The organism is Nonomuraea jiangxiensis (genome assembly GCF_900099965.1).
Taxonomy (GTDB): Bacteria; Actinomycetota; Actinomycetes; order Streptosporangiales; family Streptosporangiaceae; genus Nonomuraea; species Nonomuraea jiangxiensis.
Genome location: NZ_FNDJ01000009.1, coordinates 272,720 through 287,348 on the forward strand (window position 1 = coordinate 272,720; position 14,629 = coordinate 287,348).

General features: G+C 69.6%; 8 protein-coding genes. 6 read left to right on the forward strand and 2 right to left on the reverse strand.

Annotation, left to right across the window (positions count from 1 at the left end; genetic code table 11):
• Positions 1–399: 399 nt before the first annotated feature.
• Positions 400–4,227, forward strand: a complete 3,828-nt coding sequence (locus BLS95_RS21345) for a S8 family peptidase (protein WP_090933879.1) — start codon at positions 400–402, stop codon at positions 4,225–4,227.
• 371 nt (positions 4,228–4,598) lie between these two features.
• Complete coding sequence (locus BLS95_RS21350) at positions 4,599–5,567, forward strand: SLAC1 family transporter (RefSeq protein WP_090933881.1); 969 nt, start codon at positions 4,599–4,601, stop codon at positions 5,565–5,567.
• A 134-nt stretch (positions 5,568–5,701) separates the two neighbouring features.
• On the opposite strand, the gene BLS95_RS21355 is transcribed toward BLS95_RS21350, so the two are convergent.
• Positions 5,702–6,811, reverse strand: coding sequence for a WD40/YVTN/BNR-like repeat-containing protein (locus BLS95_RS21355; protein WP_090933883.1), 1,110 nt, complete (start codon positions 6,809–6,811; stop codon positions 5,702–5,704).
• Positions 6,812–6,932: 121 nt separating this feature from the next.
• On the opposite strand from BLS95_RS21355, the gene BLS95_RS21360 reads away from it, so the two are divergent.
• Entirely contained in the window at positions 6,933–7,922 is a 990-nt protein-coding gene (locus tag BLS95_RS21360; RefSeq protein ID WP_090933885.1) for a helix-turn-helix transcriptional regulator, read from the forward strand.
• A 144-nt stretch (positions 7,923–8,066) separates the two neighbouring features.
• Here the strand turns inward: BLS95_RS21360 and BLS95_RS21365 are convergent, their stop codons facing one another.
• Positions 8,067–10,046, reverse strand: a complete 1,980-nt coding sequence (locus BLS95_RS21365) for a metallophosphoesterase family protein (RefSeq protein WP_143043817.1) — start codon at positions 10,044–10,046, stop codon at positions 8,067–8,069.
• A gap of 355 nt (positions 10,047–10,401) precedes the next feature.
• On the opposite strand from BLS95_RS21365, the gene BLS95_RS21370 reads away from it, so the two are divergent.
• From BLS95_RS21370 to BLS95_RS21380, 3 genes are all read left to right on the forward strand, one after another.
• Positions 10,402–11,910 (forward strand): endonuclease/exonuclease/phosphatase family protein, encoded by a 1,509-nt coding sequence (locus BLS95_RS21370; RefSeq protein WP_090933888.1) that lies wholly within the window; start codon positions 10,402–10,404, stop codon positions 11,908–11,910.
• 129 nt (positions 11,911–12,039) lie between these two features.
• Positions 12,040–13,197, forward strand: coding sequence for a pyridoxal phosphate-dependent aminotransferase (locus tag BLS95_RS21375; protein WP_090933890.1), 1,158 nt, complete (start codon positions 12,040–12,042; stop codon positions 13,195–13,197).
• Positions 13,198–13,541: 344 nt separating this feature from the next.
• Positions 13,542–14,435: a M23 family metallopeptidase gene (locus BLS95_RS21380; RefSeq protein ID WP_090933892.1), complete on the forward strand. Its 894-nt coding sequence runs from the start codon at positions 13,542–13,544 to the stop codon at positions 14,433–14,435.
• Positions 14,436–14,629 lie beyond the last annotated feature (194 nt).

Genomic DNA, 14,629 nt, shown 5'->3' on the forward strand with positions numbered 1-14,629 from the left:
CAGCAGCGCAGGAGTTGAAGCAAATGAGCCCGAGGGCGAACAACCCTCGGGCTCATTTGTCATTTTGCATGTCAACTGGACTGCTTAAGTACCCGAGCCATATAGAGCGGCACATGCGACCGCGCGGTGTCCCGCGTGCCGGGCATCACAATGCGATGCAGTCGAAGGCGAGCGGGTAACAGCCGATCGGCCAGGCCGGGCGACCTGACGACGCAGCCCACTCCTTCCCCGGGCAACGGTCAACCCCGAGAGCCTTCCCGCCGGCGCCGCTTGGAGCCGGCGTCAGCCCACTGTCTGATTCATGACATGTCTGTTTGTCGCCAGCAACGGTCGTAGACATCGATTGATCTGATGACTATGAATTGGACAGCCTTTATTGCCAATTAAGTAGGTACTGCTATGGGGTTCCGGCACGGAGAACGACGCTTACGCCGTCCCGCCGTCACCGTATCCGTCACGACCGTCTGCCTGGCCACCGCGATGGCCGCCACCATGCTCACCGGGCAGGCGGTCGCGCGCACCGCTGCGCCGCAGGCCGAATTCGGCACCGTGAAGTCCACCACCCACGACATCACCCTGATCACCGGCGACCGGGTGCACGTCACCGTGTCCGCCGACCGTCGCAGCACGGCGACGGTGACCCCGGCGCCCCGCGCGAAGGGAGTCCTGCCCGCCGGCTTCCACGTCCAGGAACGCGACGGGCAGGTCTACGTCTACCCCGGCGACATGCTGGACCTGATCCCCGAGCGCCTGGACCCCGAGCTGTTCAACGTCACCGCGCTGGCCGAGCAGGGCCAGGCCGACACGACGGCGCGTTCGATCCCGCTCATCCTCACCTACCGCGAACATGCCACCAAGGCGGCGATCCCGCAGGTCGAACAGGTACGTGCGCTGGAAAGCCTGAACGGCGCCGGCGTGTCCCTGGCCAAGGACCAGGCGGCCCAGTTCGGCGGTGCGCTGTCCCGGCTCGCCGCCGCGCCGCGTACCAAGGCGGCGAGCCCGCTCGACGGGGTGGCGAAGATCTGGCTCGACCGGAAGGTCGAGTCAGTGCTGGACCGCAGCGTGCCTCAGATCAACGCGCCCGCCGCGTGGCAGGCCGGGTTCGACGGCGCGGGCACCACCGTGGCGATCTTGGACAGCGGGATCGACACCAGCCATCCCGACCTGGCCGGGCGGGTCACCGCCGAGCGTGACTTCAGCGACGAAGGCTCGACCAAGGACCTGAACGGCCACGGCACGCACGTCGCCGCGACCGTGGGAGGAGCCGGCGAGCGCAAGGGCGTCGCCCCCGGTGCCCGGATCGTCAATGGCCGGGTGCTGAACGCGGACGGCATCGGGCTCTCATCCTGGGCCATCGACGGGATGGAATGGGCGGCCGGAGAGGCCGGCGCCGACATCGTGAACCTGAGCCTGGGAAGCTCGCAGCCCGGCGGCCCGCTCACCGACGCCATCGGCGCGCTGACGGAGCGGCACGGCACCCTTTTCGTCGTGGCCGCCGGCAACTACGGCTGCGCGGCGTGCATCGGCAGCCCCGGAGACTCACCGGCGGCGCTGACCGTGGGCGCGGTGGATTCCGAGGACCGGATGGCGGAGTTCTCCAACTACGGCCCGGTCGGCCTGGACCGCCTGATCAAGCCGGACGTGACCGCACCCGGCGTGGGGATCGTCGCAGCCAGGGCTCACGGCACCGCGCTCGGTGAGCCGGTGGACGACTCCTACACCAGAATGTCGGGCACCTCGATGGCGGCCCCGCACGTCGCCGGTGCCGCCGCGCTGCTCAGGCAGGCCAGGCCCGGCATCAAGGCCGCGGAGCTGAAGTCACTGCTGATGGGTACGGCCAAGCCGACGGCGGATGTCCCACCGGACCGGCAGGGCGCCGGCAGGGTGGACGTCGCCGCCGCGCTCGCCGGACCGGTCGTCGCCTCCTCGGGTTCACTCGGCTTCGGGCTGATGGTGACGACCGATGGCGAGCCCGTCACCCGGAAGGTGACGTATCGCAACCCCGGGTCCGCCCAGGCGGTCCTCGACCTGACGGCCGGCGGCGCGTTCACCGTCACCCCCGCCGAGCTCTCCCTGCCCCCGGGCGGCGAAGCACAGGTGACCGTCACCCTTGACCCCGCCAAGGTCACGGCCGGACCTCAGCGCGCCGAACTGGTCGCCACCTCGCGCGCCGGCGGGACCCTGCGTGTCCTGCTGACCGGCAACGCCGAGCCCAAGCGGGTGAGACTGCGGATGACCCCGATCGCCAGGGACGGCCGGGCCACTCGTGCCGTGACCAACGTGGTCAACCTGGCGGACGGTGGCCTCGACGGGAAGGCCATGCCGCACGACCCCGTCCAGCACTGCCCCGGTGACCAGGCGGGTGAATGCCTGCTCGTCCTGCCCGGCACGTACTCGGTCCTCGGACGGGTCGAGACCATGCACCCGTCGAAGGACCCGTACAACAGCGACCGCGGCAGCGTGCTGCACGGCAGCCTGGTCGGTGACCCGGAGGTGGAGGTCACCGGCGACACCGAGATCGTGCTCGACGCCCGCAAGGCGACCGAGGTGCTCATCACGACCCCCGACCACCGCACCCACCGCAACCCGGGAGCCGCGTCCAAGCTGAGCTGGCACCGTTCTCCCGAGAAGGGGCCGGACAGCGCCGACTTCTACCTCAGCCTCGGCGGCAACCTCGAAGAGCGGATCTTCATCCAGCCCACCGAGCGCGTCACCAAGGGCGAGTTCGGCGTCGCCAGCCGCTGGCGGCTGGAGGCACCCGAGATCACCATGAAGACCCAGGGCATCGAACTGCGCCCCGAGTACTACGACCCGGTGTGGTTCAGCGACGACTCCAGCCAATACCCGCGCCTGGACGGCACCTCGACTCTGCTCGCCGCCGACGCTCGGCGGGCCGAGGCGAAGGACCTGGCCGGGGTGAACCTGCGCGGCAGGCTCGCGCTGATCCGCCGCGACCCGCGGGTCACGGTCGCGGCCCAGGCCAACGCCGCCGCCGCGGCCGGTGCCAAGATGGTCGCCGTCTACAGTGACACCCCCGGTATAGACGGCGTGTTCCCCGGCACGGGCGAGAAGCTCTCCGTCCCGACCGTACGGCTGACGTACGAAGAGGGCAGGCAACTGCTTGACCGGATGAGCCGCCGGCCGGTCACCATCACCGCTACCGGCGTCGTGGCCAGCCCCTACGTGTACGACCTCTATCCACGCGAGGAGGGTCGCGTCCCCCGCAACCTCGAATACCTCGCGCGGGCCGGATCCATGGCCAGGGTGGACACGACGTTCCGCACCCAGCAGACCGGCAACACGGTCATCGCCGAGACGCGCACCGGCAGGCAGTCATGGGAGGACGCGGCGTACGACGCCCAGCATCCGGTGCGGCGAACGCCCTTGACCAGGGCGGAGTACATCACGGCCGATCCCGGGGTCGAATGGTCCGCGGCGGTCATCACGCCGGAGCCGTACTACAACGCCCAATGGCAGCCGCCGGAGATCTCCAGGACCCTGCTCGCGGAAACGGACAACCGCTCCTACCGGCCGGGCGAACGGACCACACGCGACTGGTTGAAACAGCCGATCCTCCCGGGCGTCCCGCCGAACGACCCGATACGCCGGCAGGGCGACCTGATCTCGGTGAACCTGCAGGGCTTCGCGGACGCCCACGGCAATATGGGGCCCGCCTGGACCGAGCCGTTCGAGAACGGCACGAAGACCGACTTCCGCCTCTACCAGGGTGACACCCTGCTCGCCGGAACCACCCAGGCAGCCGTCGGCACCATCGCGATCCCCGAGGTCGCCGCGACCTACCGGATGGAGTACGACCTGGAGATGCGCGCCCCCTGGGCGAGGCTGTCCACCCGGACGAGGTCGGTGTGGACGTTCGGCTCGCAGCGGCCCGGCGGTGCCGCGACCACGGTGCTCCCGCTGCTGTTCGCGGACTACGACATCCCGTCCGACCTGCGCAACAGAAGCGACTCCGGCAAGCTCGGGCTGCGGGTGTACCACCAGAAGGGGGCGGCGACGAGCGCGATCAAGGACGTGTCCCTGGAGGTCTCCTACGACGACGGCGCGACCTGGCGTGCCGCCGAACGGCTCCGCGCCAAGGGCGGCAACGCCTACGAGGCCACCCTCGGCCGCGGCACCGGTGACCACGTCTCGCTCCGCGTCAAGGCCGCCGACCACAGGGGCGGCACGCTGACCCAGGAGGTGATCCGCGCCTACGCCAGGCGCTGACGGCGCACGTCCCCGGACGGCGAGCCGCCCTGTACGGCGAAGCACCGAAACCGGGAGCCGGGCGGGCCCCAACCGAGACCCGCCCGGCTCCCGGGAGCCGGGCGGCCCTCACCGCGCTCACCTGCGGTGGACGTCTGCGGTTTATCTAGCATGTACCGGGCCACGGCGCGGCCAGGTGACGCATGGTCTTCCACGGCCTGGTGACAGCCTGATCTTGTCCGGCATGGATCACGCATGTGACATGGGCATGGGTTTTCGGGGTAGGTCGAACTGTCAGGCGGCCGGATCGTTCAACGTCGCCCGGACAAACACAGTCAGCGTCAGCGATTTGCACAGGGCACGCGCCGCCGGTACTCGCGGTGGAGGGCTCGATGAACACGCGAACAGCTCAGCCACAGGTCGGGATCACCCCGAACGTGTTTGGAATCTCCTACGGGTTGGCCGGTCTGGCCACCTGCTGGGGGTACGCGGCCATGCTGAGGGTGGCGCCCGCGCTGGTGGCCGACGTCCTGTTCATCCTCACCGCCGTCGTGTGGCTGGTGCTCATCGCCGGCTACGTGTCGCAGGTGCCGCGCCGGCCCGGCGGCTGGCGCGCCGAACTGGCCGATCCGGTGATGGGGCCGTTCGTGTCGCTGATCCCGATCGTCGGCATGCTCCTGGCGACCGGTCTGATGCCCCACGCCCCTACCGCCGGCCGGTGGCTGTTCGCGGTCTTCGCCGCCGCCACCACCATCCTGGCCGGGTGGATCACCGGCCAATGGATCGTCGAAGGGCTCGACCTGGACCGGCTGCACTCCGGCTACGTCCTGCCCGCCGTCGCTGGAGGACTCATCGCCTCCATCGGCGCCGCCCGCGCCGGCTGGACCGCCGTCGCCCACGCTTTCATGGGCATCGGCGTCGTGTCGTGGCTGCTCATCGGCTCCGTCATCATGGCCCGGCTACTGTTCCGCCCCCGCCTGCCCGCGCCACTGCTGCCGACCCTGGCCATCGAGGTCGCGCCGCCCGCTCTCGGCGGCCTGGCCTACCTGGCCATCACCCACGACAAGGTTGACGCCGTCGCCCTGGTGTTCGGCGGCTTCACCGCACTCGCCGTCATCGTCCAGCTTCGGCTGATCCCCGTGTACCGCCGGCTGTCGTTCGGCCCCCCGTTCTGGTCGTTCGCGTTCCCCTACGCCGCCGTCGCCATCTTCGCCCTCCACTGGATCAGCTACGGAAGGCCCGTCGGGTACACGGTGTGGGCCTGGTGCGTACTGCTCGCGATCACAGCCTTCATCGCCGCGCTCGCCGCCAAGACGACGGCCGCCCTCGCCCACGGTAAATTCCTGCCCCGACTCCAGTAACCGCAGGCGCAGCCGACAGTGGATCTCAGGCAAAGCTGGTCGGCACGGACCGCCCGGCCTGTATGGCCTCCAGCGCGGCCCGCGCCTCTGACATGCCCACGACCGCGTACTTCGCGGTGTGGTAGGTGAACTCGCTACCCTTCTTCGGCCACGCCCAGGTACATCACCTTCTGGTTCTTCGGGTTGAACGCGATCGAGGTCACCCGGTCGTAGGAGCTGTGGGTGGTGGTGACCCGGTTCCGGCGGGAGTCGTAGGTGTAGAGGTACGTGCCGGTGCCCGCCCAACTCGTGCCGTACTCGAAGGTGAGCTTCTCCGCGTCCGTCGGGTGGGCGGCGAGCAGCGGCCCGTTGCTGAGGGTGATCCCGTTCCCCTGGTCCACGACGGGGGCGAAGCGGCGGCCTCCGTCGGACGAACGGTAGATGTGCCGGCCGTCAGATGGCACGCCCTCGTCCGACTCCGCCAGGTTGAGGCCCATCGCGTACACGACGTTCGGGGCGGCGGGGGAGACCACCGCGCTGAACACGTTGACGCTGTCGCCCTTGTCGCCCAGACCGGTGGACGTGGTCCACGTGCGGCCGCCGTCGTAGGTGACGCGAGCGCCGTGGCTCGCCGCACCCAGCACCACATGGTCCAGGTTGTCCGGGTCGAAGGCCGCGGTGTAGACCATGAGCAGCTCGCTGGCCGGCCAGGCGGGCACTCCGATGGGCCGCCAGGTGCGCCCGCCGTCCCGCGAGTCGTACAACTGCCCGGACCCGTCGGCCACCCGCAGGTGGTCGCCGCGGCGCCGGTCCGTGCCCAGCCCCGCCACCTGGCCGGCCGGCGAGGTCAGCGGCGTACCGCCGTCCGGCGTGACGAGCGTGAGGTTGCCGTCACGGTCCCACGCGTAGGCCCGGCCGCCGCTCGCCGCGACCAGCTCGATGTACGACCCGTTCACCTTGCCCACCTGCTTCCAGCTGCAACCGGCGTCACCCGAGGCCGACAGCAGGTTGTTCGACAGGGCAAGCAACGTGTCAGGGCGGTCGAGGGCGACCAGTCCGCTGGTGTAGACGACCCGCTGCGGCGCCTGGCTGGTCGGCGTGATAGTCCTGCCCTCGTTCCGGGTGAACGTCACCGTGCCGTCACCGCTGACCGTCTCGCATCGCGGCTGGTGCCAGCCGCCGAAACCCTCGTCCGCGGCGGCGGGCGCGGCGGTCGAAAGGACCGCGAGCGCGGTCGCCACCCCAAGAGTGAGCACCTTCTTCACAACTTCCTCCATAACAAGCGCCAATGCTCCGCGTCCGTCCTACCGGGGAGCGGATGGCCTACGCTAGGCAAAATGATTGGCAGGTTTATGACGTTGCAGGAATCCGACAAGCCAGAGGATCATGAACACTGACGATAACGCGCTGTCGGCCGTCGGGGTGGATGCCGATGACGAGCGAATCTACCGGGACCTGCTCCGCCGCCCGCGCGCCACCCTGCCCGAGCTCGCCGCGCACACTGGGCGCACCACGGTGGGGCTGCGCCGCGCGTTCGCCAGGCTGGAGGAGTTGGGGCTCGTGAGCCGCATGGCGGGGCGCCCGATACGGTTCGTGCCGACCCGGCCCGACATCGCGGTCGCCGCCCTCATCTCCCGCCGGGAGGAAGGGCTGGCGCAGGCCCGCCTGGCCGCCCTGGCCCTGCTCGCCGAGACACCGCGCACGGAGAACCAGGCCCCTGAGGAACTGGTCGAGGTCGTCCAGGGCCAGACGGCCGTGGTGCAGCGCTTCACCCAGCTCCAGCAGACCGCGACCGAGGAACTCCTGGTGCTGGACCGGCCGCCCTACGCGCAGGACCCGTCCCAGCAGAACATCACCGAGATGGAACGCCTCGCGCACGGCGTCCTGGTCCGCGGCATCTACGACGTCTCGGCCCTGGAGATCCCCGGCAAACTCCGCCTGGCCCAGGAGGCGGCGGCGGCCGGCGAACAGGCCAGGATCAGTCCGGAGGTACCGATGAAACTGGCCATCGCGGACCGTAGAAGCGCGATCCTGCCCCTGAGCACCACCGCGTCCGCGCATGCCGACAGCGCGGTCATCGTGTACTCCTCGACCCTGCTCGACGCCCTGGTCACGCTGTTCGAGGTGCTGTGGCGCTCGGCGCTGCCTCTCCCGGCCAAGTCCCTGTCCGGCCTCCCGGCGGACCTGCCGGACCCGGAGCTGTTCACCCTGCTCGCGGCCGGTCTCAAGGACGAGGCGGTGGCACGCCAGCTCGGGGTGAGCCTACGGACCGTCCACCGCCGGGTCAGCGAGTTGATGGACCGGCTGGGTGCGCGTACGCGCTTCCAGGCGGGCCTGCTGGCCGCCCGCCGCGGCTGGTCGGACCCTTTGTCGTAGCGGGTGCGGAGCCGCAGAGGGGAGGACGTCTACCTCACCGAGCGCGACAACCGGCACCGGCGCAGGTCAGTGGCCTCGGCGGCCCGGCCGGTGCGATCGGTCGCTTCGGCCGGGCCGTTGTGCGAGGAACTTGAGATGTACGGGTTACTGCCGGGCCTGGCCCGCGGGCACGTTGCCGCACCTGGCCGAGCCGGCGTCGGTGAAGTCACCGTTGCCGTTGCCGGGCTCGGGTACGAACTGCCAGTCGTAGCCGGTGGGCCGCAACGTCAGCTTCAGCACGCCGAACGTGTTGGCGTTCGCGACGGCGAGGTTCGCCGTCGGGGAGATCGTGCCATGGAAGCCGACGCCGCCGGTTCCCGCGACGAACTGGTGGATCCCGTCCTGGTCGGCCGTGCCGTCCGCGTCCTGCGGGTCGAAGCGCTGGTAGTTGTGGTCGTGACCGTTGAGGACGAGGTCCACGCCGTAGCGGTCGGCCAGCTGCCAGAGCGGCTTGGTGTCGGGGTTGGCGAGCACACCCGGGTAGAGCGCGGAAAACAGCGGCTTGTGCCAGAGCGCCAGGGTGCACTTGTTCGGATGCGTCCGCAGGTCCTGCTCCAGCCACCGGTACTGCCCGGAGCCGGGCGCACACGAGACGACGCCGCACTCGCTGTTCAGCGCCACGACGTGCCAGCGGCCGAGATCGTAGGAGTAGTAGCCGCGCTGCCGGTCCCCTGCGGGCCCGTCCGTCGCGCCGACGCCGTTGAAGTAGTCGAAGTACCCGTCCGCATTCGCGCCCGGGTAGTACGCCTGGGCGTATTCGTGGTTGCCCACGACCGGGTGGGTGATGTCCTTGAACGCCCCCCACGTCTTGTCATAGGAGGAGTTGAAGGCGGCCAGCGTGCCGACGTCGTACTGCCCGTCGGCGAGCATCGCGACGGCGTCCGGGCGCAACTGCTGGATCAACGCCGCGGTGCCGGCCTGGTGGCAGGTCGTGGCGGTGACCGCGCTGGTGGCCGCGCAGGCGACGTCGCCGGCCGCGACCAGCACCGGCGCGTCCGGGCCGGAGACGGCGCCCTCGTCCTGCCGTCCCTTGTCGTACGTGCCGCGCGCGATGGGCACCTCCGTGGTGTCGAAGCGCACGGTCTCGGTGTCCACGTTGCCCGCGACATCGGTCACGGTGATGCTGAGCCGGTGCGACCCGGCCGGGATGTTCTCCACAGGAAACCGGTCGGGCATCGGGATCGCCCGGCCGTCCAGCACCGCGGTGGCCCCGGCGAAACCGGACAGCGCGTCGGTGGCCTGCACGCTCACGGTGACGTCCCCGCCGTCGATCCGCGCGCCGTCCGCCGGGGAGGTGGACGTGATCTGCGGCGCGGTGTTGTCCACGATGAACGGCACGGTCCTGCGGGACTCCGCGCCGGCGACGACGTCCATGGTGTGCGGGCCGTCGGCGAGCCGCCGCGTGTCGAGGCCGTACGAGACACCGCGCAGGTGCTCCGCCGGCACGGTCATGGTGAAGTTCTCGGTGACCTGCTCCTCGGTGGCGTTCCCGCCGGGGTAGCCGTCGCCGATCGACAGAACCTTGGTGGCGGGGACCGCGGGGTCGGTCACCTCGGTGCCGCCGAGCAGCCGCAGCCGGGTGTTGCGGATGGTGAAGTCGTCGTGGTTCTTCGCCAGGCTGGTCGGGGAGACGGAGTCGCCCGCGCGGACCGTCACTACGTTGGTTCCCTCGTGCAGCACGCCCGGCGGCACGGGGACGGAGACCGTGGCGTACCCGGAGTAGTCGCGGTTCACGGGCGCGACCATCGTTCCGTTGACCCAGACCGAGTTGAGCAGCTTCTGCGAACCGCTCTGAATGCCATCGGCCTCGAACAACACGGTCGCGGGCAGGCTCGGCACCGGAGCGGTGGCGACCGAGGCGCCGTCCAGGGCTAAGCCGAGGCCGGCTCCGTCCGCCCCGCCACCGGCGTAGATCGTCACCTCGCCGCGGAGCACCTGACCGTCGGCGATCGAGAGCTGCGGTGCGGAACCGTCCGCCCAGGCGGACTGGGTGACCGGCGCGAGCACCGACGCCGTCAGCAGGACGACCGTGGCCGGGCGCCGCCAGCGTGCGCGCCGGCGGTTGCTTTCAACGTACCTATTCACTTGCATCCCTTGACAAAGGAGTACGGCACTCAAGTAATAGGCACGGCTGCTGTCGCCTGCGTGAACGCCCGGCGGATTGCCGCCATCGAAGGGACGCCGGTCGCGTGCCCCGCGAACGGGCACCGAGTGGTCGCACGACGGTGAACAGGGAGCAAGGTCACCCTTCGACCGCCCGCCTCGCCGGATCGCGGTCGCGCCGATCCCCACTCGCCATCTGCGTGCCCGGCCGGCGTCGACTCATCGTCATTGTTTCCATGAACCACAGACGTACGGTGATCCGGACTCGTTCACCCGGGGTGCCACAGGGTGCGCTCCACGACGAAACCAGTCCCCTAGGCAAAAGGAGCGCGTCTCCGTGCGCGGAATCGTCGTCCTTGTCCTGGCCGTGTTCGCCGTCGTACTGTCCGTCAGCCCCGCGCAGGCCGCCCCCGACGGCACGCTCAGGCTGACCTCCACGACCGTCAAGATCGGTGACCCGATCACGTTCTCCTTCTCCACCCCGCGGCCCGACGCCCAGAACTGGGTCGGCCTCTACCAGGACCCGGGCAACGGCCCGGTGAACGAGGAGTTCGTCGGCCCGTCCACCAAGTGGGTCTACACACCGGAGTCGAGCGGCACCGGCTCGTTGCCGACCGAGGGGCTGCCGGCGGGCGACTGGATCGTCTACTACCTCTACAACGACGGCTACACCTGGCTGGCGCAGCCGGTGAAACTCCAGCTCGTGGCCTCCGGCCCGGTGAGCTGGGTGAGTTCGGCGTTCCCGCTCCGCAACGGCCAGGTCGGCAGCGACTACAGCGCCTCGGTCGCCAGGCTGGTGCGCGGGAACACGGCCGGGCTGAGCTTCCGCAAGGTCTCCGGCCCGTCCTGGTTGACGGTCTCCCCGGGCGGGACGGCCGGCGGCACACCGACGGCCTCGGGCACGATCACCGCGGGGATCGAGGCGAGCAACAGTACGGGTTCCAAGGCCACCGCCACTGTGACGATCCGGGTCCAGGCCTCGGGTGCCGCGCTCGTCCCCGAGCTCAAGGTGATGAGTTACAACCTCTGGCACGGCGGCACGCCGGTGAACGGCTACCGCGACAAGCAGCTGAAATTCCTCCTGGACCGCGACGTCGACGTGGTCGGCATCCAGGAGAACGAGGGCACATCAGCACAGGCGTTGGCCGACGCCCTCGGCTGGAGCTACCACCAGAACAGCGACGTCGCCATCCTCAGCCGGTACCCGATCTCCGCGACGGGTTCCGGCACGGCTTCCGTGTGGGCCAAGGTCAGGCTCGGCACCAGGTCGGCCGTCCTGTGGAGCGCCCACCTCGGCTACACCCCGTACGGACCCTACGACGCGTGCTTCGGTGGGATGTCCGTCCAGCAGCTGATGGACCGCGAGTCCCGGTCCGGCCGCACCGGGCAGATCAACTCCATCATCTCGGCGATGAACACCGACCTGGCGAACTCGGGCTCCACCCCCGTCTTCCTCGTCGGCGACTTCAACGCCCCGTCGCACCTCGACTGGACGTCCGCGAACAGCCACTGCGGCTACGGGCAGGTGAGCTGGCCGACCTCGACCGCCCCGGTCAACGCGGGCCTGACCGACTCCTACCGCGCCGCCCACCCGAACCCCGCCACGGCGCCCGGCATCACCTGGTCACCGATCTACAAGACCTTCACCGGCGGTTACGGCTACGACTCCCACACGGGCGAGCCCGAACCCCAGGACCGCATCGACTTCGTCTACTTCAAGGGTGCTCTTGATGTGCTCTCCTCCGAGGCCGTCGTCGAGGGCGACCCGGCGCTTTACCCGAACCACCAGAACAACGCGTGGACCTCGGACCACGCCGCGGTCCTGACAACCTTCCGCATCCGCTAGACCAGGTCACCAGCACACAAGCCGGACGATCAGCGCCGAGCCTTGAGCCCGCCCGCTGAGCCGAGCGCTTGACGATCACATGGCTCTGATGGATCTTGTGCTCAATACCCGGACACATGGAGGTGCCTTTTGCGGCCGAACGCCCGCTTCACCGACGTACAGCCGATCGGCCTCGACGCGGTAGCGGCGGCCGCGGGCACCGATCCCGACGTCCTGCGCCTGGAGAACCTCGACACCGACGTTCCTCCCCCGCCCGCCGCTGTCGCCGCCACCACCCAGGCGCTGGCCTCGGGGGAAGGCAACAGCTGGCTGCCGCTGACCGGTCTACCGGTGCTGTGCGAGGCGGTCGCGGGCGAGCTGCGCAGTCGTACCGGGCTCGACTACGACCCGTCGCGGCAGGTCGTCATCACCTCGGGCGGCACCTCGGCGGTCATGCCCGTGTTGCTCGCCACCACCGAGCCGGGCGAAACCGTGGCGCTCACCGACCCCACCTATGCCGGCCTCCTCCAGCGGGTACGGCTGTCCGGTGCCCGCCCGCACTTCCTCCCGCTCCGGGTCGAGGGCGGCCACTGGCGCCTGGATCGCGACGCCCTGACCCAGGTCACCACGGCTGCGGCGCTGCTGCTGATGAGCCCGTCGATGCCGTCGGGCGTGCTCCTCGACCGCGACGACTGGGCGGCCGTGGCCGAGACCTGCGCGAGGACCGGCGCGTACCTCATCTACGACGCCGCGATGGAGCGCCTGGTCTACGACGGCCACCCGCGGATCAACCCGTGCCAGGTCGAGGGCCTGGCGGAGCGGACCATCACGATCGGCTCGGTCTCCAAGGAATATCGGATGATCGGGTGGCGGATCGGCTGGATCGCCGGCCCGGTGGACCTCATGGACCGCATCAGGATGGCGGTCATCTACAACACCACGGTGTCCAGTGGTTTCGCCCAGCTCGGCGCCGCGGCGGCGCTCACGGACCCGTCGGGCTCCGGGGTCGACGAGGCTGCGGCCGAATACCAGCGGCGGCACGACACGGTCATCGACCAGCTCGCCGGCCTCCCGGTGGTGCGGGCGGCGGGCGGCTGGTCCTGCCTGGTCAACGCCACCGCTCTGGGCCTCACCGCCCCGGAACTGTCGTCTCGGCTGCTCCGGTACGGGCGCGTTGCCGCCACCCCGATGACGGCCTGGGGCGGAACGATCGCACCCGACTACGTCCGCCTCGTCTACAGCCGCGAACCCGTCGAACGCCTCAGCGATCTGCGTTACCGGTTCGACACGGCGTTGACCTCCGGCTGAGGACACCGGACCTGCCCGGCAGCGGTGACCCGTGGCCGTGGATGCCGGGCAGGTCAGTTGGTGATCGGGCCCAGGGTGCGTTCCGCCCGTTTGGCGGCTTCCTCGTTGCCGCAGGCCGGTCCCCGGTGGCACCGGCGTCAGGAGCGCCATGGCGGCGATGGCTCACCGCACGCCCTCCTCCTAATAAGCCGGAAACTTTCACCTCACCAGGGATTGATGAAGACAACTTTCGAGGATATCTTCACGATCAACCCGCCCTCCTCCGGGACGGTGAGATGTCGAGATGCCCGCTCCCGGCAGCCCCTTACTCCCCCCAAGCGCCTGTTCAAGAGGTGAGCATGCCCATGACCGGAAGTCCCGTTCGGCCGAAGGCCCTCAACTCCGCGACCCTCGCCCTGTTAATCGCCCTCACGGCGGCGCTGCTTCCCCAGCCCGCCTCCGCGGACCCCGTCCAGACCCTGGCCACCTCCCACAAGAGCCCGTTCAACTGCGGAAAGACCTTCAACGCCAACAACTGGTCCCCCGGCCACAACCCCTCGGGTTCCCTCGACTGGCAGGACTACGGCAGCGACGACATCAACGGCGAAACCGTACGCGCCACCGCTTCAGGCACCGCGTACTTCTACGACGAGGGAAACACCAGCTACGGCAAATGGGTGGAAGTCCGCCACAGCGACGGCACCAGAACCCGCTACGCCCACCTCGCCACCATGGCACGAGCCGCCGGCGGCTCACTGAGCGTCAGCCAGGGCACATCGATCGGAACAGTCGGCTCCACCGGCGGCTCCACCGCTCCACACCTCCACTACGAACAGCGAACCTCCACCGGAGCGATGGACACCAGCCCCACCGTGGACGGCGTAACCGTATCCCTGGGACAGAAGAAGGCCATCACCAGCACCAACGCCTGCGGCAGCAACCCCTACACACCCGAAGAGGTCTGCGGCACCGGCTACGCCGTCATCGACTCGGCCGCCCTCACCGGCGGCCGCACCTACTTGCTCTACAACACGAGCAACGGCTACAACTGCGCCGTAACCCTGAAGACGACGAACGTCGGATCGCCATCGTCAATGTCGGCCTTCCTCGAACCAGAGGGAGAAACCAGAACAACGAACGCAGGGAGCTTCGGCTACTACGCCGGTCCGATCAGGCTTTCCGCCCCTGGACAATGCGTCAAGTGGGGCGGCTCTATCGGAAGCAGCTCCTACACCAGCCCCTTCGAACACTGCGGTTAGTGAGCACCCTGCCCCCACACCGCCACCGGTGTGGGGGCACTGTGTCGCACGCTACACGCCACCTCACCCTGCACCCACGAGCGATCCTGGAAACCTCCGACGCCAACAGAGCCCGGTAGGTGAGAACGGGCAGGCGGACCGTCATTCCGCTGTCGGCGGCTGTGCGCGGATCCAAGATAAGCGCTCAGCTCGGG

Excerpts from the sequence above, each read along its gene's own strand:
- BLS95_RS21345 (WP_090933879.1), top strand. The coding sequence starts at position 400 with ATGGGGTTCCGGCACGGAGAACGACGCTTACGCCGTCCCGCCGTCACC.
- BLS95_RS21350 (WP_090933881.1), top strand. The coding sequence starts at position 4,599 with ATGAACACGCGAACAGCTCAGCCACAGGTCGGGATCACCCCGAACGTG.
- BLS95_RS21360 (WP_090933885.1), top strand. The coding sequence starts at position 6,933 with ATGAACACTGACGATAACGCGCTGTCGGCCGTCGGGGTGGATGCCGAT.
- BLS95_RS21380 (WP_090933892.1), top strand. The coding sequence starts at position 13,542 with ATGACCGGAAGTCCCGTTCGGCCGAAGGCCCTCAACTCCGCGACCCTC.